The sequence below is a fragment of the uncultured Candidatus Puniceispirillum sp. genome (genome assembly GCF_963979125.1).
Taxonomy (GTDB): domain Bacteria; phylum Pseudomonadota; class Alphaproteobacteria; order Puniceispirillales; family Puniceispirillaceae; genus Puniceispirillum.
In genome coordinates this window covers 1-22261 of sequence record NZ_CAXBVX010000025.1, presented here as the reverse complement: position 1 = coordinate 22261, position 22261 = coordinate 1, and the positions used below count along the sequence as shown (strand labels likewise).

The following is a 22261-nucleotide window of genomic DNA, read 5'->3' as shown; positions in this document are numbered from 1 at the left end:
ACCTTATTCGCTGGCTCTTCGCCTGCCATGATATCCGTGATCGCCGCGGCCACCTGTCGGGCCGCTGTTTGCGGATTGGTCTGCGCGGCAACATGCGGCCAGACCCTGATTTTCGGATGCGTCCAGAAAGCATGTGTTGCTGGCAATGGTTCGGTAACAAAGACATCCAGTGCCGCGCCACCAATTTTGCCGCTATCAAGTGCCACCAACAAATCATCCTCGACCAATTGGCCACCACGTCCACCATTGATGATAAAGGCACCATCAGCAAGCGCATCAAAAAAAGTTGCATTCATGATATTGCTTGTCGCCGGGGTTAGCGGCAACACCGACACGACAATATCTGTTTGGGACAGAAATGACGGCAATTCGTCCATGCCTGCAAACATCTCGACATGCTCAAGCGTCCGTCTGGTGCGCGCCCAGCCTTTGACTTTGAACCCCAGACTGGCAAAACGCGTGGCAATAACATTGCCAATCGCACCAACCCCCATAATGCCAATCACCGCACCTGTTGCTGGGCGTTGTTCAATCGGTTTCCATATTCTTTCGGCTTGCTGGGCACGATATTGCGCGCCATCACGCCACATATCCAGTGCATTCAGAATCGCCCAATGGCTCAGCGCATCTGACATATCTGGATCAACCAGCCGCACCAATGGCACTGAACGCGGTGTGGTATCGTCGCCCATCATATGATCGACGCCTTGGCCTTGCATGATAATGCCCCGCAAATGTGGCATCTGCGCCAGCGCCCCTCTTGGCGGTGCCCAGACCAAGGCAATATCGGCTTTCATGCCAGCATCCGATTCCAAATTGATAATATCAAAATCAGACAATAGCGGCGTCAACCGCTGCCGCCACATCTCGCGGTCATCATCATGCCCATAAAACCCAATCGAAATCATGCGTCTATCTTCCTGTCAAACGTCACCAAATACAGTCCATACCGCTATGTTGCGCCTAGTTTTGGATCAGGGCAATGATCGCTTGATGCAGTTCGGCTGACCCCGCACAGACAAGGCTATTTGTTGTAGCAAGGTCAATATCATTACCGTCAAAATCAGTCACAATCGCTCCTGCGCCGCGCATCACCTGCACAACCCCCATTATATCATGCGGTGCCAGACTATCTTCGATCACGGCGTCGATGAATCCAGCAGCCAGAAGCCCGAAATTATGGCAGTCGCCACCGTAATTAGTGATTTTTGCCAGCCTGCTGATTTTGTTGAAAGCAGCCAGACCATAAGGTGAAAACGCTTCTGGCGAGGTGGTTGCAATATTGGCATCAGCAATCGTCGTTACCGTGCTTGCTGTCAGCCTGTTTCCATTCAGAAAACTGCCCTCACTCGTACCGATATAGGTTTCGTCAAGCACGGGCATATCAATCAGGCCCGCAATTGGCCGATCATTATGTGTAACCCCGACCAATGTACCAAAAGCAGGCTTGCCACTGACAAAGGCTTTAGTGCCGTCAATCGGATCAATAACCCATTTATAGGCACTATTTCCAACACCATCCCCGGACAATGCTTCGCTAAGACCGAATTCTTCTCCCACAATCACATCATCGGGAAATTGCGCGGCAATCGCACCACGTAATGCCTGCTCGACTGATCTATCGGCGATGGTAACGGGGCTGCTATCCGCTTTTGTCATCACATCGGGAAGCGCACGGAAATATGTGGTGATAATAGGCCGCGACAAATCCGTCAGACTTGTCAAAAACAAAGCCAGCTCGTCTGTTGCGAGCTGGCCTGCGCTTGTTGCTGATAATGGCTTAGCTATCGGTACCATTCGCCGCAGTTTCCGCCGCAATCTCATCTGCGCTTGGCAAGGCGGCTGGGGCATCTGCCTGCTGACGAAGCCAGGCGATCATATTCGCGCGATCCGTTACTTTCTTCAGACCAACAAAATTCATTTTGGTACCTGGCATATAGGCTTTTGGTTTCGCCAGAAATGCATTCAGCGATGCGTAATCCCACGCCCCGCCAAAACCTGCTAATGCCGCCGAATAGCCAAAGCCTTCGCTTCCGCCTTTCGCAGCATTCACAATATTCCATAATGCAGGACCAACCTTGGCATCCCCACCAGCATTAAACAGATGACAGGCAGTGCATTTCTTTGACAGCTTTTCACCGGCGGCAATATCGGCATCGGCCAGCATCGCCAAGATTGGCTCAGGCGCCTTGACAACAGGCGCGGCATCGGCAACAGCTGATGTTTCCGGCACTTCAATCTTATAGGCATTTTCAGCTAGATCGCTATGCGGCACCATAACCTCTGCCAGCTTGATACCTGCCAGCAATAAAAGGCCTGCCATAAGAAAACCGGCAAAGAGTTTGTTAAATCCCAATTCGTCCATTGCACTTCCCGAAGTCGGGCTCCTCATAAATCATATTGCAACTAGTTGGCACTAGGGCACCAATCGTTCGAAGGATAAGTACCGAAATTATTGCCGTCTCTCAACCCCAACATCACTGTTTTGGATTATTTACTTTACGAAAACCCCAAATATGTGATGAATTGCCACAATCATGGCAAAAAAGAACACAAAAATCATCATTATTCCGGCGCGCATGGCAGCCAGCCGCCTGCCAGGCAAACCATTGGCTGAAATTGCCGGAAAACCTATGATTCAGCATGTTTGGGAACGCGCTTTAGAAGCCGATATCGCCCCTGTCTATGTTGCGACAGATGATCGCGGTATCGTCGATATCATCACATCGGCTGGTGGCAAGGCTGTAATGACGCGCGCCGATCACCCATCTGGTTCGGATCGGGTGTTTGAAGCGGTTGAGACCATCGATCCGGATCGACATATCGAGCATATTCTAAACCTGCAAGGTGACTTGCCCGAACTGGCACCTGAAATCCCCACGCTTCTGGCTGATTGTCTGGCAACAACTGGGGCTGATCTGGCAACCTTGGTGACCAAAGCCAGCGCTGAAGAAGCCACCCGCCCACAGGTCGTTAAAGCTGTCGTCAGCTGGCAGGATAGCGGTTTTGGCAAGGCGCTCTATTTCAGCCGCGCCGCCATTCCGACTGGGGCAGATACACTTTATCATCACATTGGTGTTTATGGCTGGACACGCGCCGCCCTGACCCGCTTCGTGTTCTTGCCACCATCACCACTTGAACAAGCCGAAAAGCTTGAACAGTTACGTGCCTTGGAAGCGGGGATGCACATAGCCACTGGTTTCATTGACATTGCACCTGGTGGAATCGATACTGCTGACGATTTGGAACGTGCGCGCCAGCGCATGGCACAATAGGCATTTCGCCTTTTCACACATCAACTATGAGGTAAATTGTGAGTGATAGCCCAACGCAACTAGCTGGCAAAAAAGTCGCCTTTCAAGGGGTTCCTGGTGCCTATTCGCATATGTCATGCCGCGCCATCATGCCTGATATCGAGGCGGTGCCTTATCCCTCTTTTGAAGATATGCTAACTGCTGTCCAGCAAGGTGACGCTGACTGGGCGATGGTGCCAGTTGAAAATTCAATCGCTGGCCGCGTTGCCGATATTCATCATCTGCTTCCAGGGTCAGGCCTGTTCATTACAGGCGAACATTTTCAACGGGTCAACCATCATTTGCTGGCACCCCGCGGAGCCAAGCTTGAAAACCTTGTCGAAGTACATAGTCATGCGCAAGGGCTTGCTCAATGCCGCGAGCGTCTGCATAAGCTGGGTCTGACACCGATCATGCATAGTGACACTGCTGGCGCGGCCAAAGATATAGCGGCGCGCGGTGACAAGCATATTGGCGCGATTGCCTCACGGCTTGCTGGCGAAATTTATGATCTGGATGTGCTGATTGAATCGGCTGAAGATGCTGAACATAACACCACCCGCTTTTTGATCATGGCGCGCGAAGCTGTAACACCCGCACGCCCCAAATCATCATCTGATCCAGCCATGGTCACAACCATGGTCTTTAGCCTGCGATCCGTGCCAGCCGCGCTTTACAAAGCACTGGGTGGTTTTGCTACCAACGGCATCAATCTGACCAAACTTGAATCCTATATCCGCCCGGGTTTTCACGAATCGGCACAATTCTATATGGATGTTGATGGACATATCGATGATCCAGCCATGCAGAACGCGATGGAAGAACTGCATTTCTACTGCCAAAAAGATGCTGTTCATCTGCTTGGTACCTATCCAGCTAGCGGTCTGCGTGGCCGCGATATGGACTAGTTGCATCATTAGGCGCATTGACTGGTATAAAATACTTGTCGATTCCATAGGATTGCCCCATATATGTCTGCAGGAAGGCTGGGTGGACGTTGCCCCCGCCAATCCGGTCAGATCCGAAAGGAAGCAGCCGCAGTGGGATGTTTACGGGTCGTCCAGTCTTCCGCTTTCGCCAGATATTTATCCCCAGATATTTATGTTTTGTTAAAAATGATCTAGCCATCCCCTTGGGCATTCGCATTCTTCGGGGTAACATGTTTCTATAAAAGCACAATTTTAATACTGAGCAGGGGTAATGTCAGCAACATGAACGAAACGGCCAATACAGCCTACCGTGTTCTGGCACGCAAATACCGCCCCGAAACGTTTTCGACGTTAATCGGACAGGATGCGCTGGTACGAACTCTTGGCAATGCTTTGTCGCTTGGCCGCCTTGCGCATGCCTTTGTTCTGACTGGCGTGCGCGGTGTTGGCAAAACCTCAACCGCGCGGCTTCTGGCCAAAGGTCTTAACTGTATCGGATCTGATGGCAAAGGCGAGGCTACGCTGGAACCATGCGGCACATGCGAACCTTGCACGGCGATTGCTGCTGGACGCCATGTTGATGTTCTGGAAATTGACGCCGCCAGTCATACAGGCGTTGATGATGCGCGTGAAATCATCGAAGCGGTGAATTACCGTCCAGTGTCGGCACGTTTCAAAATCTATATTATCGACGAAGTCCATATGATGTCCAAAAGCGCTTTCAACGCGCTTCTCAAAACATTGGAAGAACCGCCTGACGCGGTGAAATTCATTTTTGCCACAACCGAAATCCGCAAAGTGCCTGTGACCATTCTGTCGCGCTGTCAACGCTATGACCTGCGACGTGTTCCTGCCACTTTGCTGGCCGCGCATCTTGAAATGATTTGCGGCAAGGAAAACATCAAAGCCGAACCTGCCGCGCTGGAAACAATTGCCACCGCCGCCGAGGGGTCGGTGCGCGATGCTCTGTCCTTGCTGGATCAGGCCGCCGCCATGACAGCCGATACTTTGACCGCCGAATCGGTCTCCGACATGCTGGGCAGACCCGGACGCGCCGAAGCATTGGCCTTGTTAAAATCAGTTTTGGCACATGATGTTGCTAGTGCGCTTTCTTCTTTTAACGACATCTATCAACGTGGCGCCGAGCCTGAAATGCTAATCGCCGATTTGCTTGATATCGTACATAGTGCCAGCCTGTGCGCAACAGGCGGCTCCAGCGCGACATTTATTGAGGGTGAGCGCGCGCCGATTGAAGACCTTGCCACGCTTGGCATCGCCAAACTTGGGCGGGCATGGCAAATTCTGCTCAAAGGTCACGGCGAACTGAATATGGCGCCGAATCCAGCTACCGCATGTGAAATGCTATTGATACGTCTGGCGCATGCTGCGCAGATGCCAAGCCCTGATGAAATCCTGCGCGCTTTGCCGGACGCCGCATCAGAAAGCACATCAGAAAACGCGCCCGCAAATGCACCAACAACCACCTCAGATAACGCATCCGCCAGCATAGCGGCCAGCCCATCACCCAACAGACCTACCAGTGCATCAGGCAACATATCAGCGACCACATCAACCAATGCCGCAATTGACCAGCAGCTTGATCAACAACTTGATCAGCAATTCCTGCCTACCCAAGACATCGAAACACAATCTGCCCCCGACAGTCCGGATATATCTGACGCGCCGCAACTGAATTCGCTAGCTGACATAGCCACTTTGGCCGAGACCAAAGGCGAAATGCTTTTGGCCGCTTTAATCCGTAATCATGTTCGGCTTGTGGCACTGCAACCCGGCTTGTTGGAAATCGCTCTGTCAGGCAAGCCACCTGAAAAATTCCTTGGTGATCTTGCCCAGCATCTTCGGCATTGGACAGGCGCGCGCTGGCTAGTGTCCCTATCTGACGAATCTGCTGGTAAAACGCTTGCCGAAACCAAGGCCGCCGCCGCCGCTGAACGTCTTGATACCATCGCCAAAACACCGCTTGTTGCCAAAATTGTTTCCATATTTCCGGGCGCAACGATCGAACAGATCAGCGCAATAGAAGCACCCGTCAGCGAACTGGACAAAGACACAGAAACATATGACGAAGAGGATAACGACTGATGCGCAATATGATGGGCATGATGAAAAAAGCGCAGGAAGTCCAAAGCCGCATGCAGACGCTACAGGATGAAATGGCCGCCGCTCGCTTTTCGGCAAGCGTTGGCGGCAATGCTGTCACTGTTACGGTGAATGGCAAAGGTCAGCTTGAGGCCGTAAAAATTGAACCCGAAGCGCTTGCCAACAATGATAGCGACATGCTCGAAGATCTGATTCTACTGGCCAGTAATCGGGCGCGTGAAGATGCTGCCACCTCTATGAAAGCGCAGATGACTGATATTACAGGTGGGTTGGAATTGCCACCAGGCATGAATCTACCCTTTTGATCGGCTTGCCCCTGATTATGTGTCCACTGACTAGGTATAATGATCTGACATGGATTCATCTCTCGAAAATCTGATTCGGCGCCTTGGTCGGCTTCCCGGTCTTGGACCACGGTCTGCGCGTCGGGCAGTACTGTTCCTGCTGAAAAACCGTGATCGCCTGATGGTGCCCCTAGCCAGAGAATTGCATGATATCGCCAGCACGGTGCGAATATGTGTTGATTGTGGCAATCTGGATACAGCCGATATGTGTCATATCTGCCGTGATGACCGCCGCGATAAAAGCCGTATCTGTGTTGTCGAGGATGTTGGCGATCTATGGGCGATGGAACGTGCGGCGGTATTTCGGGGCCGCTATCACGTGCTTGGCGGCACCCTAAGCGCTCTTGACGGGCGAGGACCAGACGATCTGACCATCGATCGATTGGTGCGCCGTGCCCAGAATGACGACGTCATTGAGGTTATATTGGCGCTATCGGCAACTGTCGATGGCCAGACAACCGCGCATTATATTGCCGAAAAACTCGCCACATCCAATCTTGATGTCACACGGCTTGCGCATGGTGTACCTGTTGGCGGTGAACTTGATTATCTGGATGATGGCACCTTAGCTCAAGCCCTCAAAGCCCGCGCTAAAATGCGTTAACCAAGCAAATCGCCTGATGGTTTTTCTGTTGGCACATCGCTAACGGCGGTGGCGTCAATAACTTCAATATCGGCAATTTTATCGCCACGAGATGTAATTTTACGGGCTGATGTCTGAATGTCGGCAATATCTTTTTCGGCTTGCGAAAAATGCGACGCCAGCTTGGCCACCCGATCATCAAGTCGCCTTACATCCTGCATCATCACATCGACCTGCGTCTGGATCAACCCTGCCGCTTCATGCATCCGCGCATCACGCAGAATCGCCCTTACCGTATGCAGAATCAGCATCAGATTATCTGGTCCGGCCATATAGACATGCTTGCGGCGGCTTTCTTCAACCAGACGCGGCAATTGAATATTGATTTCGGCATAAACCGATTCTGATGGCAGAAACAGGATCGCACTTTCGGCGGTTTCCCCCGGAATGATATATTTATCGGCAATATCATTAATGTGTTTTTTGACATCCATTTCCAGCCCACGGCGCGCCGCATCACGGCTTTGGTCATCGGGGGCATCGACTAGCCGGCGATAGCTTTCCAGTGGAAATTTGGAATCGATACAGATCGCACCTGGTGGATTGGGCAAAGCCAGCAGACAATCAACGCGCTTGCCGTTACCCAACGTCGCCTGAAATTCATAGGCACTATCTGGCAAGGCATCACGCACCAGATTTTCAAGCTGGACTTCGCCAAAACTGCCACGTGCTTGCTTGTTTGACAGAATATTCTGCAATTGTGTGACCTGTCCGCTCAAAGCTGAAATATGGGCATTCGCCTCGCTTATAACAACAAGCTTTTCCGCCATGCCTGTCAGCTGCTTATTCGTGCGTTCATTCTGGTCACGTAAGGACTGTTCCAGCCTTGTGCCAAGTCGCCCTTCGGTTTCGGACATTTGTGATGCAATCACGCGTTGCAGTTCAGCCGACTGGCTGGACAGCTGTGATAATTGGCCGCGTAATTCGGCCAGCCCGTCATCTTGTTGTGGTGATACTTTTTGCCGTGACATGGTGACAAACACCACCACACATATGATAGCGATAACGCCAAGCAGGACCATTTCAAATGCTGACATCTAGTGACCCCATGTCTTTCGCCCCATCTCTTTCGCCATTTCGCCCAGACATGATATTCTGACCTGTCTCTTGATAGACTGTAACAGATAAAAGCGCCACACCTCTATTGAACCTTAAGCCAATATGGCTACATTTAAGATAACAAAAGCCTCGTCAAACTTGACGTGCAACGCCCCTTATTCTAATGCAGGGGGATATAATATCGCCTGATTAATCATTAAGGAATTGTCACTGTTATGGGTGCGCATGTAGCGAATATTTTACCGATCATCAATTTGCCCGACCCTGTGTTGCGCCAAACCGCTAGTGCTGTAGCCGAAGTCACTGATGGCATCCGTAATCTGCTTGATGATATGGCACTGACCATGTACGAAGCGCCAGGCATTGGGCTGGCCGCGCCGCAGATCAATGTTTCCGAACGCCTTATCGTCATGGATTGCGGTAAAGATGAAGCGCCTGAGCTTTACAAGATGATCAATCCGGAAATCATCGAATCATCCGAAGACAAATCGATTCTTGAAGAAGGCTGCCTATCAATCCCTGACCATACTGCCGAGGTCACCAGACCAGCCAGTGTCACTGTGCGCTATACTGATATCGAAGGGGACACAAAGATGCTGACTGCTGACGGTCTGCTGGCGGCTTGTGTCCAACATGAAATCGATCATCTCAACGGGGTTTTATTCATCGATCATATCTCGCGGCTAAAACGTGACATGATTATACGCAAGGTAATGAAAGAAATGCGGCAATCATCGCCCAAATCATAAGAGGCAAAGCTCATGGGTAAATTGCGCATTGTCTATATGGGAAGTCCGGATTTCGCCATCCCAGCTCTCGATATGCTGGCACAAAATCATGATGTTTGTGCGGTCTATACACAGCCACCCCGCCAATCTGGTCGCGGCATGCAGGAACAGCCCGTGCCTCTTGCGCGTCATGCCCTTGAGATGGGTTTGCCCGTAAATTGGCCAACCTCATTGCATGACAAACATGTACAACAGGAACTTGCCGCTTATGATGCCGATCTGTTCATCGTCGTTGCCTATGGATTGATATTGCCGCAAGCCGTGCTTGAGATTCCCCGCTATGGCTGTCTGAACGGACATGCCTCATTATTGCCGCGCTGGCGCGGGGCGGCGCCAATTCAGCGTGCTATCGAAGCAGGTGATAATGAAACCGGCATGAGCGTGATGCTGATGGAAGCAGGGCTTGATACGGGTCCGGTTTTGGCCACACGCTCCATAGCGATCACAGATGATATGAATGCAGGTGATCTGCATGATGCGCTGGCCAGCATGAATGCAACGCTTCTTGATGAAACATTGGCGTCTCTTGATAATGCGCTTTTGAACCGCACACCACAATCCGGTGAAGGGGTGACCTATGCGGCTAAGATTTCCGGCAGTGATGCCCATATTGACTGGCACAAAAGCGCCGCCGAGCTAGCCTGTCATATTCGCGCCTATGCGCCCTATCCCGGGGCATGGTGCAACGGACCAAAAGGCCGCATCCGCATTCTTGCGGCGCAGCCTGCGCCCCTGCCGCATGATACCGCTGGCCAGCCCGGTTCATTTGCCGGACAGGATGATAAAGGCAACATGCTGATCAATACGGGCGATGCTGTCCTATGCGTCACCAGCGTTCAGCCTGCTGGCAAAAAACCTATGCCATCACGCAACTTTCTAAATGGCGTTCAAATCGCCACTGGCGACATGCTGGCAAGTGATGATTCCGCATGACGCGGCGCATTTTCATAATTGTTGAATATGATGGCGCGCCCTTTGTAGGCTGGCAACGTCAGGATAATGGCATCACTGTTCAGCAAAAGCTTGAAGAGGCCGCCTTTGCCTTCACTGGTGAACACATTCTTGTTCAGGGGGCAGGCCGCACCGATTCAGGCGTCCATGCGCTAGGTCAGGTCGCTCATCTTGATGTACCTGAAAAATTTGCACCCAATCGTGTCATGGAAGCACTCAACGCGCATCTGTCACACACAGCCATCAGCGTGCTTGACGCCTATGAGGTGCCCGATGATGCCCATGCGCGCTTTTCGGCTATTGGACGGCGTTATCTATATCGCATATTGCCCCGCCGCCAGCCGCCTGCGATTGATGCTGGCCGTGTCTGGCATCATAAACAGCCGCTTGATGCCATCGCTATGCAGGCTGGTGCCAATGTCCTGATCGGTCGGCATGATTTCAACAGCTTTCGCGCCGCCCAATGTCAGGCTGAATCATCCATACGCACGCTAGATATGCTTCGCGTTGAACAGGTGGGCGCTGAAATACATCTGCATGTCGAAGCCAGATCATTCCTCCATCATCAGGTGCGCAATATTGCCGGAACGCTGGCCTTGGTTGGTACTGGAAAATGGCAGCCTGACGATGTAAAAGCTGCCCTCTTGGCAGCAGATCGAAGCGCCGCTGGACCAACCGCACCCCCACATGGGTTATATCTGACCGATGTGTTTTATCCAGCTGGCATTGGCAGGCGCGTTTGAACCGCCCATAGCAACGTCACATCCGTCGCAAATGACAAGCCAACCATACCGGCGGCGATCCAGCCCCCTTTGCCAAGTTGATCCTTGCCAACCCGCCAAAGCCAGTAACATGTCCATATGGCAATCGGCAAAACCAGCACCAGATAGGCATGATTACCACTTGAAACAGTCGCCAGCTGGGTCAATCCGACAAGCAGTTGCTGAACATTTTCAATCCAGAAAAACGGAAGCAAAAAGGCAAAACTGCGTTCAGCCAGCCCAAGCTGTTTTAAGGCAAACAGAAATATCAAAGCCAGCAATATCAGCCCGACAAGTTGCACAATCATCGTTGTTACAAAAATAGACGGGGCATTTTTCAATGTCGGATAGATTGTCACCATAGCGGTAAAGATCATCGACGCCCAGATCGCATGCCACAGGCCTTTGGCATCAGTCTGATAGACATCAGCCATTGACGCTTTGCCTGTCATAACCCGCAAACTATGACCAACGTAAAAAAGTAAAACGCGCGGCGACAAACTCAAATTTTCTTGCTGCATGCTTATGCTGCCTCAAAATAGGTGGCCAGCATATTTTCATATATGGCCGATAAAATATCTATATCTGCAACCGCAGTATGCTCGTCAACTTTATGCATTGTACGCCCAACCAGCCCGAATTCGGCAACTGGACATATTGTCGTTATAAAGCGCGCATCCGAAGTGCCACCACTCGTAGATAGCTGTGGATCACGTCCGGTAACTTTGCTGATCGCCGCGCTCATTATTTCGGTCAGCATACCTGGTTCAGTCAAAAATGGATGTGCTGATGCACGCCAATCGGCATGCCATGTGCCACCAACACGCGCAAAATGTTCCTCCAGCCAGCCAATCAAACTATCTGCCGTATGTTCGGTATTAAAGCGGATATTGAACCGTGCCTGCGCTCGCGCTGGAATCACATTACCTGCCGGATTGTTGCTATCAATCGAGGTTATATTGGCCGTCGAGGGATCAAAATACGCAGTGCCCCCATCCAGCTCACAGCTATTCACTGGTGCCAGCATGGCCAACAACCGTGCAAATGGATTATCGGCTAGATGCGGATAGGCAACATGACCTTGCGCGCCTTCAACAGTTAGCTGACACGACAGGCTTCCCCGACGACCATTCTTGATAACATCCCCAACCGCATCTGGATTTGTCGGCTCGCCAACAACGCACAGATTGGGAACCAAACCATGTTCCTGCACCCATTCGACCATTTTGACCGTGCCATTAACGGCATCGCCCTCTTCATCACCCGTAATCATCAGGCTGATGGCATGACCTTTTGTAATATCAAAACCACCAGCTTCAACTAGCCTTGCCACAGCGCCAACAAAGGCCGCAATGCCGCCTTTCATATCCGACGCCCCACGTCCATAGATATTGCCATCGGCAAGGGAACCCGAAAAGGGATCAAACTGCCACGCATCTGCATCACCCACTGGCACAACATCGGTATGTCCGGCAAAACAGAAATGTTTCACCTTCGCTCCAGATACATTTTTGTCACCCAGCCATGCAAACAGATTTTCGATACGCGCATCCCCGTCACCAAAGGCAAGACGCGTGCATTCGAATCCCAATGGCGCCAGCTCGGCCACCAGCACATCAAGCGCACCTGCATCTGCCGGTGTCACCGATGGACAGCGGATCAGACGTTGGGTCAGGTCAACCGAATGCGAAACATTATCCATATGCTAGTCTCTAAGCAGATCGTTTACAGATGTCTTTGATCGTGTCTTTTCGTCAACTTGCTTGATAATCACGGCACATGACAAAGACGGGCCCGGGCTTCCATCTGGCAATGGCTTACCTGGCAGACTGCCTGGCACCACAACCGAATAAGCTGGTACACGACCAATATGAATTTCACCTGTATGACGATTGATGATCTTTGTCGAGGCACCTATAAACACGCCCATCGACAGCACAGCACCTTTTTCAACGACAACACCTTCAACAACTTCTGAACGTGCGCCGATAAAGCAATCATCTTCGATCACCACTGGACCTGCTTGTAATGGCTCCAGCACACCGCCGATTCCCGCGCCACCTGACAGATGCACATTCTTACCAATCTGTGCGCATGATCCAACTGTTGCCCATGTATCAACCATTGTCCCACTATCGACATAGGCACCAAGATTGATAAAGCCAGGCATAATCACCACACCTGGTGCCACATAGGCCGAATGGCGCACAACACATCCGGGTACCGCACGGAAACCAGCTTCACGGAAACGGGCTTCGTCCCAGCCGCTGAATTTTGGCGGCACCTTGTCCCAGAATGTTGCTTCGCCTGCCTGCGGATGCACAACACCGCCTTTGATAACGGTCATGTCATTCAGACGGAACGACAACAGAACAGCTTTTTTCAGCCATTGATTCACCTGCCATTGATGATCGCCCACAGGTTCAGCAACCCGCATCTTGCCATTATCCAGCATATTAAGAACATCGTTAACGGCCTCACGGACAGCGCCTTTTGTATCGACATTTACACTATCCCGTGCGTCCCATGCCGCGTCAATTTCCTGTTCAAGTTGCGCTGTATCCATTCTGTTCTCCTCGCGTCGTCAAACGACCTTCTGTTTTGTTTATGTAATATAGGTAGTGTTAGTGGTGATGAAAACCGGTATCAAAGCGCTTTCCATCACGCTGTCATCGTCAGGCTTGATAAAAAGCTTTTCAGATCATCGGCGATAAAATGCACATAGTCTTGATCGGCACCATGTCTTGCAAAATCATGGTCACTGGCCAGCCAGACCGTCCGCATTCCCAATGCCGCCGCTGGTTCCAGATTACGTGCCATATCCTCAAGCATCACTGCACCTGTCGGATCGATCTGGGTCTTGGCGATAAAATGATCAAAAGCTACCGTTTCGGGCTTTGGCACATAATCGGCCCCGACAATGTCAAAAATCTTGTCAAAATGATGCCGGATACCATAGGCATTTAGGATATTCTCGGCATGCGGCACTGTCCCGTTGGTGAAGATATGTTTGCGTCCGGGCAAGGTGCCTATCATACGGTCAAGTTCGGCTTCATATGGCAGATCACTGACATCAATATCGTGTACATAATGCAGATACGCATCTGGTGTCAGGTTTTCTTCAACCATTAGCCCACGCATGGTCGTCCCATAACGATGAAACAGGTCTTTCTGAATGATTTTGGCCTCATCCGTTTCCACTTGAAAATGGCTGGCAACAAATTCGGTTATTCTTACCGCCACCCTGATGAACAGGTTTGAACGCGCTGGATAGATCGTATTATCCAGATCAAATATCCAGTCATTAATTTCATTCACCGGAAAATGAACGGGGGATTTTACATTTGGCTGCATGATCGCTTCCTAATCTGGTAAAATTAACGTACCGATACCATGTTCGGTAAATAGTTCGACAAGCAACGCATGTTGCGCCCGCCCATCGGTAATAACCGCTGCCTCGGCACCGCCATTAATTGCCTCAATGCAGGTTTCGACCTTGGGAATCATGCCGCCATTAACCGTCCCGTCATGGATCAAGGCTTCGGCCTGGCTAATGGTTAATTCAGGTATCAATTTACCATTGGCGTCCAGCACACCAGCAACGTCAGTCAGCATAATCATGCGCGTGGCACCTAATGCCGCCGCGATTGCACCTGCCGCCGTATCGGCATTGATATTATACGTCTGCCCATCAGCGCCCAGACCGATAGGCGCAACTACGGGGATCAGATCACGTGCTTTCAAGGCTTCAAGAACCTGTGTATCGATATGCTCTGGCTCGCCTACAAAGCCAAGATCGATATGTTCCAGCGCGCTATCCGACTGTTTTGGCACCGCCATCAATTTCCGCGCTGTAATCAAGCCGCCATCCTTGCCTGAAACACCAACAGCCTGTCCACCTGCCGCGGTAATGGCCGCCGCCAGTGCCTTGTTAATGCCGCCAGCCAGCACCATCTCGACAACGGAAATGGTGGCTTCATCGGTTACGCGTAATCCATCAATAAAACTTGACTCAATTTCCAGTTTTTTGAGCATCTGTCCGATCTGGGGGCCGCCACCATGCACCACAACCGGACAAGCGCCAACCTGATCAAGCAGGGCAATATCGGCAGCAAAGGCAGTGACCGAGTCAGCCTCGCCCATCGCATGACCACCAAATTTAATAACAATGGTTTTCCCCGAATAGCGGCGCATATACGGCAAGGCTTCGATCAGCATGCCTGTCTTGGCGAGCATGTCTTGTTGTTGATTTGCGCTTGTCTGCGTCATGATACCGCCTTTCACCTTCCTTCACACCGTCTGGGCTACGGTGGCAGGTACCATCGAAACCTATTTCATAGATGCCCTTTGTTACCCGATTTCGATTATCGGCAATCTTGGACAATGCGCAAGGGCTCAAGCCCTCTCATTAGGCCGAAAAACCACCAACAAGCTATTTTTGTAAAGCAAATCCGGCAATATGGCCGCGCAAATGCTCAATTCCATCGCCCACTTGTGACGATGTCACAAACAATTCGGGAAATGCCGCCACATGCGTTGCAATCGTCGTTTCGGTGGCCAGACACGCTTTTTCCAGCGCCTCGGGTTTCAATTTATCGGCTTTGGTCAGAACCGCCGCCCATGATACTGCCGATTCATCCAGCAATTTCATGATTTCTCTATCACCTTTACCAACACCGCGACGGGCATCGATCAACAGAAACACACGTTGCAATGATTGCCGCCCTGCCAGAAATTTGCGCGTCAGCTTTGTCCAGGCCTCAATATCTGTCTTTGGCGCTGAGGCATAACCATATCCGGGCAGATCAACAAGCCCTAGCCGTTGCCCTAGATCAAAGAAAATCAGCTGCCGTGTACGACCAGGTGTTTGCGATGTACGCGCCAACATCCGGCGCCCTGTCAACGCATTAACCAGTGATGACTTGCCAACATTTGACCGTCCAGCAAAACAAATTTCAGGCAGATTCATAGGCGGCAAGGCCGGCATATTATTTGCCGCCGCGGTAAAATCGCACTGGCCAGCAAAAAGTAGCCGGCCAGCTTCACGTTGTTCGGCGTCTAGCTCTTGGCCACGCGGCGCATAATGTACCATTGTTGACCCATCGATAATAGATTGTTCCATGTCCAGTAGATCACCAGACCTGCCGGGAATGTCGCCAACAAGAAGGTAAAGAAAATGGGCATAAACTGAAACACTTTTGCCTGAATTGGGTCAGGCGGTGCTGGATTCAGCCGCATTTGCAGGAACATTGAAACACCCATCATAATCGGCCAGGCACCAAGCTGCAGGAATGGTGGCAGGAAATCGACCGAAAAGGGCAACAAACCAAAAACATTGAAAACCGATGTTGGATCAGGCGCCGACAGATCAGTAATCCAGCCAAAGAATGGCGCATGGCGCATTTCAATCGTTACAAACAGCACTTTATACAGCGCAAAGAACACTGGTATCTGAAGCAAAACAGGCAGACAGCCTGCCGCAGGATTGACTTTTTCTGCCTTATACAGCGCCATCATTTCCTTGTTCAACTGCATCTTGTCTTCGCCAAAGCGTTCGCGAAGCTGCTGAATTTTTGGTGCCAGCAAACGCATCTTACCCATCGACTGATATGATTTATTGGCAAGTGGGAAAAACACCACCTTGACCACAACGGTAAAGGCAAGCGTCGCCAGACCAAAATTACCCAAAAATTCATTCAGCCAGTTAATCGCATAGAAGAACGGCTTGGTCAGGAAATAGAACCAGCCAAAATCAATCGCCAAATCAAAATTGGGAATGCCAAGGTCATCATGATATTGGTCAAGAAGCTTCACGATCTTGGCACCGGCAAAGACCCGGCCTTTAGCTGAAACACTTTCATTTGGCGCCAGCACAAGACCATTGGAATCGATATAATCAACCTGATAGCGTTCGCCTGATCCAGCCAGTGACTGGAATGAGAAATCATACCGTGTATTTTGGTCAGGCAGCAAAGCCGCCAACCAGTATTTATCGGTCAGGCCAATCCAGCCCCCTGCTTCGGTCGGGGTAACTGCAATCTTGCCTTGTTCTGCGTCGCGCAAATCGCTGTAATCTTCTTCTTGCAAGGTTTCGTCAAAAACGCCCAACGGGCCTTCATGCAGAATATAGATACCGCTTGATGGCGGCGTGCCATGGCGCCGCACCAACCCATAGGGATATAAAGTGATCGCATTCCCAAGTGTGCTTTGCACCGAATCATCATAGGTAATCAGATAATCATCATTGATAGAAATTTGGCGGATAAATGTCAGACCCTGGCCATTATCCCAGCGCAAGGTAACGGGCGCACCTGGAGACAAAACATCCTTATTCGCCTGCCATAATGTATCAGCCCGCGGCATTGGTTGATTCGCATCCGACGATGACCATCCGAATTCAACAAAATAGGGTTGTGATGAACTGGATTTATGTAAAAATTTGATATTTTCGGATCCTGGATCCTGCGATACCTTATAATCCGTCAGTACAACATCGTCGATTCGCGCACCCATTACCGAAATAGATCCCGTAATCAACGGCGCATCAATCAGAATGCGAGGGGCGGTGTCTTGCGGTTTTGCTTCGCTGATACCACCCGTGACTGCCCCATTATTCACACCCGTATTTGCATTCGATGTTTGTGCGACCGACGGGGTACCACTATCGGCTTGCTGTGACGCCTGAAGCGCGGCCTCGGCTTTTGCCTGTTCGGCCAAAAGTTCCTGCTGGGCGGCTTCTTGTTCTAGCTGGGGCTTAATAACAAACATCTGCCAGCCAAAAAGCACAACCATTGAAAGCGCAATGGCCATTATCAGGTTACGATTATCGGGTTTCATAAAATCAGCCTTTTACATTCTTGGTTGGTCGTATTGTCCTGGACACTGGCGGCACAGGGTCAAACGAAGGTGTAACCCCCGGATGACATCGCAGAATACGTTTTACCGCATAGTACGATCCACGCAAGAGCCCATGTGCCTGTAATGCGTCTTTTGTATATTCGGAACATGTGGGCAAATGGCGGCAATTTGAACCAAGTAGCGGTGAGACAAGCAATTGATAGAGGTTTGTAAGCCCTAGAAGCATGAAAATCATCACGCGCTCAGCCAAATTCGGCGCATAGGCTTTATTGTGTTTTACATCAGACATTCCGGTGCGCTTTTCCACCTTGCTACCCCTGCTTTTCAGCATCGCCAAGTTTGCGATGAAGATATCTTAGCGATTTTTCGACTTCATTTACCAGTTCGGCCCATTGTGAAGTAGCTGTCGTTGCGCGCCCGATTAGCACATAATCAACGCCTGACATGGCCAAAGGTGCCAAAACCTGTTTGGCAATCGCACGTAAACGGCGGCGCACACGATTGCGGATAACAGCATTGCCGATTTTTTTGGTAGCGGTGAGGCCATAGCGCCAATGGCTATTATCATGGCGAACCGCCTGTATGATAACGCCTTTTGAAATCGCTTTTTCGCCATGATTCCGCGCCCGGATAAAGCCCGGGCGGGCAGAAATAATGTGTTTGTCAGACAATCGATGCCCCTGACAATTATGCCTAGGCAGACAGACGTGCGCGACCTTTGGCACGACGTGCGCGTAGGACACGACGACCGCCTACTGTCGCCATACGGGCACGAAAGCCATGACGACGCTTGCGGACAAGAACACTAGGTTGGTAGGTGCGTTTCATGACAACGCTCCTTCTTTTGATGTTTAAACTGAATGAAACTGAAATGCGGTATAGGCGGCACAGCCCTCGCTGTCAACGAAATTTGACGGTTTAACCGAAATACACAACCACGTGACATGATCCTATTTTCTAGGAAATATATGCCAAATGGCACTAATTGCATGATCTTTGCGCATATTACCACACTTTAATATTTGATACTTTCTGGTACCAAACATTTAATATACTTATTAGCTTATAGGTCAAAATTATTAAAGCCCTCTATCATATCAACGGTTTGTTCTGACCTCGTATAGTAGGAAGCAACAATTGGTGGATAATGAATATAAGAGTAATAAGCTAATCGGGTCTTTTGTTTATATCAAAGACAAGGCACGGCAGCTTTTTGTATCAGGGCTTATTGTTAGTTTGATTTCTTTCGTAACCCTAGCATTGCCTTGTACCGGCATGCGGTTGGGCGAAATGAGTAATGCGCTATACAGGCTTGTCATCGAATATAATCAGGCGCGCCTGTCACAGGCTGATCTGGCAAGCATGCCTAGCGTTCAGTCGGGCATCATCTATCAAATAGAACTAAAAGATGAAAACACGACAAAAATCCATAATTTTAGCCCTATTGATCGTGACGTCGAAATTTATGATGTGACAAAGCGGATATATCTGAATTCCTTTCCTAATGCGATTATATCGGTGCTATCGGCGAAACCAGATCTGGTTCAACTCACCTATCACACTGCCGACGCGCGCATAATTTTCACCATCGACCAGACTCCCATTCGCGATATTTTACGTAGCTATATGCCAATGGGCTTTATTGCATTGTCCATTGGTTATTCTCTACTTTGGGCAATGTTGTATTTTGTCCTGAAACGTTTCTATATGGCACCACTCAAGGCGTTAACATCAACATTGACCGCATTCGCCGATGATCCAACAATTGCGCGGCCAACGTCAAACGCTCTGAAAATCAATAGTGATTTTCAGGCTGCCGCCAAAGCTCTTGATGTCTTGCAAAGGAATACGATTTCTGAAATCCGTCAGCGTGAGCGGCTTGCCGATATCGGTGAAGCCGCCGCCAAGATCAATCACGATATCCGCAATGTACTTAGCTCGGCAACCTTGGTTGCAGACGCGCTTTTGAACTCCAATGATAAGCGGGTGAATCGCTCGGCACCGCATGTGGTGCGTTCACTTGAACAGGCGGTTGATCTGTGCCAGTCGATGATGGATTATCTGGTCGCCATACCTGACCCGCAATTATCTACCTTTGCCATGCATGACATTGCCAATGAACTGATCGATGCGACGAAGATGCATATAACTTATTCTGGCCCTGCTAAAATCCATGCAGATCGCAAAATGATGCAACGTATTTTTCTAAATTTGGCACGTAATGCGAATCATGCCGGTGCTACGAAGCTTAACATAGATATATGGCGCGCCGGACATCTTGGCATTATCGACATCTCCGACAATGGTCATGGCATTCCAAAACAGCAATGGGATGATCTGTTTCTGGCTTTCAAGAGCCATGGGCTTGGTGGTTCGGGGCTGGGACTTGCCATCACCAAGGATTTGGTGGTCGCGCAGGGCGGTTATGTAAAGCTTAGCCGGTCAAACGAAAATGGCACCGAATTCCGCATCCAGCTTCCGGTTGAAATTTTTGAAATGTCGGATGAACGCGATCAGGCAAGCTGGTGGCCAAAACTGAACATCGCCAGTTAACGTCAGCTATAAATCTATGTTGACTGGCTATATTGACTGTCTCGGGATCAACCGCGCAAGCCGATGATTGGCGTTGATGGCTGTGGTTCCATGTCCCACGGAAAGAAAATCCATGTATCCTGCGATACTTCGGTGACAAATGTATCAACAAGTGGTCGCCCAGCTGGTTTGGCATAAACAGTCGCAAAATGCGCTTCGGGCATCATCGCCCGCAATGACTTGGCAGTCTCACCAGTATCAACCAGGTCATCGACGATCAGCCAACCTTTGCCTTTACCAGCCAGCGTAGCCTCTTTCAGAACTGTTAATCCGCCTTGATCCTGACCATGATAGGATGACAGACAAGCGGTTTCGATCAGCCGGATTTCCAGCTCGCGCGCGACAATCGCCGCTGGCACAAGGCCACCACGGGTGACCGCAACAATACCCTCAAACGGGCCCAATTCTAGCAACCGCCATGCCAGTGCTTTTGACGTACGATGCAGCTCTTCCCATGATACAGGAAATGATTTTGCTTGTGCTTCGGCCATTTCATCCTCGTGTTAATCTTATACAGGGCGTCTGCATATGCCAGGATGCAAAGCGGCAAGCAGGATGCAAAGCGGCAGCAGGACAGGTCAACTTCGCCCAAATGTACTGTATGAATCCTGTTTGGCAAGCGGTTATCACAATCAATCCAGATGAAACCCACGTCGCCCAACAAACAAAGCATCCCCCAAACAAATCACCCCCCAAGCAAATCACCCGACAAACTAAACGTGTATTGTCATCATCGATCACATGCCTACAAACCCAAAACCCCCAATAAGTGCTTGCCAGCACCGTTGCCTTGACCTATGTTGCGGCATTCTTTGCAGTGCTTGCACCGCAAGGTAAGCGCTCGTAGCTCAGCTGGATAGAGCACTAGACTACGAATCTAGGGGTCGGGAGTTCGAATCTTCCCGAGCGCGCCATTTTCTCCCAATAATATTGTCGGTTTTGTCCTCAAGTTTGAGAGTAAATTTGTTATAAGGTGTAAGTGACTTTATGAAGGACTTTTTTTTTACCGTCATCATTTTGGCGCTTAGTTTTTTAATTTATATATACCCTTTGAACATCCTCGCTCATCTGCTATTTGACGCCAGTACCTTTGAACCTGCCACCCTGATCCCGACTGTGATCATTGCGGTGGCTATTTCTGTATATTTCAGAACACATGCAAAATCACCGCTATTAAGCGTACCTATCTATTACGGAATGGGCATTGGCTTTATAGGGTTCTTTGTATTCAATCTGGGCTTACTTGCCACATTGGTCATACCAGGATTCACCTTTGAAAGCGGTCTGGTGTGCCTTGTTGTTTTTGTCATTCTCTGCGTAAAAGGCATTTTGAATGGACGCCATATTAGCCTTAAAAGGCTTCACATTTCCTCGCCAAAAATCACTCAAAATTATAATCTGGTGTTCATCAGTGACATTCATCTGGGGTCTAATCCCAAGCAGCATCTGGAAAACATTTGCACAAAAATCGACGGGCTGGATTATGACTATCTGTTAATTGGCGGTGACCTATATGATTCAAGTGCTTTTGAAGCTGTGGATGTAATGCCTTTAAGAGCCATTCAAAAACCCATTCTGTTCGTTACTGGAAACCATGAATATTACGTCAAAAATCATGCCGACAAAGTAGCCGATCTGGCCAACTACAATATTAGGATTCTAGATAACGAGTCGGTACTATTCGACGGACTGAACATCATTGGGATCAGTGATAATCAAGCCCCAAAACTACAATCGGACATCGCACACAGACTGGTCAATCAGGACGCGTTTAATTTACTGATGGTGCATCAACCGTCGATATGGGACAGCGCGCCAGACACCACCGATTTAATGCTCTCTGGACATACACATAACGGCCAGATATTCCCATTTAACCTTCTTGTACGACTACAGTTCAAGACTGTTCATGGCATATATAA

Annotated in this window: 25 protein-coding genes, 1 tRNA gene and 1 other RNA gene; 12 read left to right on the top strand and 15 right to left on the bottom strand. The window is 50.1% G+C overall.

Going from position 1 to position 22261, the window contains the following annotated elements; translation table 11 throughout:
- The 3 genes from ABNT28_RS04330 to ABNT28_RS04320 all read right to left on the bottom strand — a co-directional run.
- A partial coding sequence (locus ABNT28_RS04330; RefSeq protein WP_332925130.1) for a glyoxylate/hydroxypyruvate reductase A occupies positions 1-908 on the bottom strand: 908 nt, incomplete at its 3' end.
- A gap of 55 nt (positions 909-963) precedes the next feature.
- Positions 964-1797 (bottom strand): inositol monophosphatase family protein, encoded by an 834-nt coding sequence (locus tag ABNT28_RS04325; protein WP_332925129.1) that lies wholly within the window; start codon positions 1795-1797, stop codon positions 964-966.
- Complete coding sequence (locus ABNT28_RS04320; protein WP_348721068.1) at positions 1781-2365, bottom strand: cytochrome c family protein; 585 nt, start codon at positions 2363-2365, stop codon at positions 1781-1783. The genes ABNT28_RS04325 and ABNT28_RS04320 overlap by 17 nt, the downstream gene beginning before the upstream one ends.
- A 172-nt stretch (positions 2366-2537) precedes the next feature.
- Here ABNT28_RS04320 and ABNT28_RS04315 point away from each other — a divergent pair, with 172 nt between their 5' ends.
- The 6 genes from ABNT28_RS04315 (at position 2538) to recR (ending at position 7291) form a co-directional block, all read left to right on the top strand.
- Positions 2538-3275 (top strand): 3-deoxy-manno-octulosonate cytidylyltransferase, encoded by a 738-nt coding sequence (locus tag ABNT28_RS04315; RefSeq protein ID WP_348721067.1) that lies wholly within the window; start codon positions 2538-2540, stop codon positions 3273-3275.
- A 38-nt stretch (positions 3276-3313) separates the two neighbouring features.
- Positions 3314-4201: a prephenate dehydratase gene (locus tag ABNT28_RS04310; protein ID WP_332925126.1), complete on the top strand. Its 888-nt coding sequence runs from the start codon at positions 3314-3316 to the stop codon at positions 4199-4201.
- A 69-nt stretch (positions 4202-4270) separates the two neighbouring features.
- Positions 4271-4369, top strand: an RNA gene (gene ffs, locus ABNT28_RS04305) — signal recognition particle sRNA small type.
- Between the two features lie 135 nt (positions 4370-4504).
- A complete protein-coding gene (locus ABNT28_RS04300) occupies positions 4505-6325 on the top strand; it encodes a DNA polymerase III subunit gamma/tau (RefSeq protein ID WP_332925125.1) in 1821 nt (606 codons plus the stop codon).
- Positions 6325-6648 (top strand): YbaB/EbfC family nucleoid-associated protein, encoded by a 324-nt coding sequence (locus ABNT28_RS04295; protein WP_332925124.1) that lies wholly within the window; start codon positions 6325-6327, stop codon positions 6646-6648. Before ABNT28_RS04300 ends, ABNT28_RS04295 begins: the two co-directional genes overlap by 1 nt.
- Positions 6649-6697: 49 nt before the next feature.
- A complete protein-coding gene (gene recR, locus ABNT28_RS04290; RefSeq protein ID WP_332925123.1) occupies positions 6698-7291 on the top strand; it encodes a recombination mediator RecR in 594 nt (197 codons plus the stop codon).
- Here recR and rmuC read toward each other — a convergent pair.
- On the bottom strand, positions 7288-8367 hold the full coding sequence (gene rmuC, locus ABNT28_RS04285; RefSeq protein WP_332925122.1) for a DNA recombination protein RmuC: 1080 nt from the start codon (positions 8365-8367) through the stop codon (positions 7288-7290). The two genes, recR and rmuC, sit on opposite strands and share 4 nt — an antisense overlap.
- A 237-nt stretch (positions 8368-8604) precedes the next feature.
- Here rmuC and def point away from each other — a divergent pair, with 237 nt between their 5' ends.
- From def to truA, 3 genes are read left to right on the top strand one after another with little or no spacing between them, the layout of a single operon-like run.
- The gene (gene def, locus ABNT28_RS04280) at positions 8605-9138 is read left to right on the top strand and encodes a peptide deformylase (protein ID WP_332925121.1); all 534 of its coding nucleotides are present in this window, start codon (positions 8605-8607) and stop codon (positions 9136-9138) included.
- A 12-nt stretch (positions 9139-9150) separates the two neighbouring features.
- Positions 9151-10110, top strand: a complete 960-nt coding sequence (gene fmt / locus ABNT28_RS04275) for a methionyl-tRNA formyltransferase (RefSeq protein WP_332925120.1) — start codon at positions 9151-9153, stop codon at positions 10108-10110.
- Positions 10107-10871, top strand: coding sequence for a tRNA pseudouridine(38-40) synthase TruA (gene truA / locus ABNT28_RS04270; protein ID WP_332925119.1), 765 nt, complete (start codon positions 10107-10109; stop codon positions 10869-10871). Before fmt ends, truA begins: the two co-directional genes overlap by 4 nt.
- Here truA and ABNT28_RS04265 read toward each other — a convergent pair.
- The 10 genes from ABNT28_RS04265 to rpmH form a co-directional block, all read right to left on the bottom strand.
- Complete coding sequence (locus ABNT28_RS04265; protein ID WP_332925118.1) at positions 10841-11410, bottom strand: hypothetical protein; 570 nt, start codon at positions 11408-11410, stop codon at positions 10841-10843. The two genes, truA and ABNT28_RS04265, sit on opposite strands and share 31 nt — an antisense overlap.
- 2 nt (positions 11411-11412) lie before the next feature.
- Positions 11413-12591, bottom strand: coding sequence for a succinyl-diaminopimelate desuccinylase (dapE, locus tag ABNT28_RS04260; RefSeq protein ID WP_332925117.1), 1179 nt, complete (start codon positions 12589-12591; stop codon positions 11413-11415).
- 3 nt (positions 12592-12594) lie between these two features.
- Positions 12595-13455: a 2,3,4,5-tetrahydropyridine-2,6-dicarboxylate N-succinyltransferase gene (gene dapD, locus ABNT28_RS04255; protein ID WP_332925116.1), complete on the bottom strand. Its 861-nt coding sequence runs from the start codon at positions 13453-13455 to the stop codon at positions 12595-12597.
- Between the two features lie 95 nt (positions 13456-13550).
- On the bottom strand, positions 13551-14243 hold the full coding sequence (locus ABNT28_RS04250) for a pyrimidine 5'-nucleotidase (RefSeq protein ID WP_332925115.1): 693 nt from the start codon (positions 14241-14243) through the stop codon (positions 13551-13553).
- Positions 14244-14252: 9 nt separating this feature from the next.
- Complete coding sequence (gene argB / locus ABNT28_RS04245) at positions 14253-15158, bottom strand: acetylglutamate kinase (RefSeq protein ID WP_332925114.1); 906 nt, start codon at positions 15156-15158, stop codon at positions 14253-14255.
- Between the two features lie 163 nt (positions 15159-15321).
- On the bottom strand, positions 15322-15981 hold the full coding sequence (gene yihA / locus ABNT28_RS04240) for a ribosome biogenesis GTP-binding protein YihA/YsxC (RefSeq protein ID WP_332925131.1): 660 nt from the start codon (positions 15979-15981) through the stop codon (positions 15322-15324).
- Positions 15948-17726, bottom strand: a complete 1779-nt coding sequence (gene yidC / locus ABNT28_RS04235; RefSeq protein ID WP_332925113.1) for a membrane protein insertase YidC — start codon at positions 17724-17726, stop codon at positions 15948-15950. Before yidC ends, yihA begins: the two co-directional genes overlap by 34 nt.
- A gap of 4 nt (positions 17727-17730) precedes the next feature.
- Complete coding sequence (gene yidD, locus ABNT28_RS04230; protein WP_332925112.1) at positions 17731-18054, bottom strand: membrane protein insertion efficiency factor YidD; 324 nt, start codon at positions 18052-18054, stop codon at positions 17731-17733.
- Positions 18055-18058: 4 nt separating this feature from the next.
- Entirely contained in the window at positions 18059-18418 is a 360-nt protein-coding gene (gene rnpA, locus ABNT28_RS04225; RefSeq protein ID WP_348721066.1) for a ribonuclease P protein component, read from the bottom strand.
- A 22-nt stretch (positions 18419-18440) separates the two neighbouring features.
- Positions 18441-18575: a 50S ribosomal protein L34 gene (gene rpmH, locus ABNT28_RS04220; protein ID WP_041860849.1), complete on the bottom strand. Its 135-nt coding sequence runs from the start codon at positions 18573-18575 to the stop codon at positions 18441-18443.
- Between the two features lie 312 nt (positions 18576-18887).
- Here rpmH and ABNT28_RS04215 point away from each other — a divergent pair, with 312 nt between their 5' ends.
- Entirely contained in the window at positions 18888-20300 is a 1413-nt protein-coding gene (locus tag ABNT28_RS04215; RefSeq protein ID WP_348721069.1) for a HAMP domain-containing sensor histidine kinase, read from the top strand.
- 47 nt (positions 20301-20347) lie between these two features.
- Here the strand turns inward: ABNT28_RS04215 and gpt are convergent, their stop codons facing one another.
- Complete coding sequence (gene gpt / locus ABNT28_RS04210; protein WP_332925109.1) at positions 20348-20830, bottom strand: xanthine phosphoribosyltransferase; 483 nt, start codon at positions 20828-20830, stop codon at positions 20348-20350.
- Positions 20831-21176: 346 nt separating this feature from the next.
- Between gpt and ABNT28_RS04205 the strand changes: the two genes are divergently transcribed.
- Together ABNT28_RS04205 and ABNT28_RS04200 are read left to right on the top strand one after the other, a co-directional pair.
- Positions 21177-21253, top strand: a tRNA-Arg gene (locus ABNT28_RS04205).
- Between the two features lie 73 nt (positions 21254-21326).
- Positions 21327-22261: metallophosphoesterase (locus tag ABNT28_RS04200; protein WP_348721065.1), on the top strand; the 935-nt coding region annotated here is incomplete at its 3' end.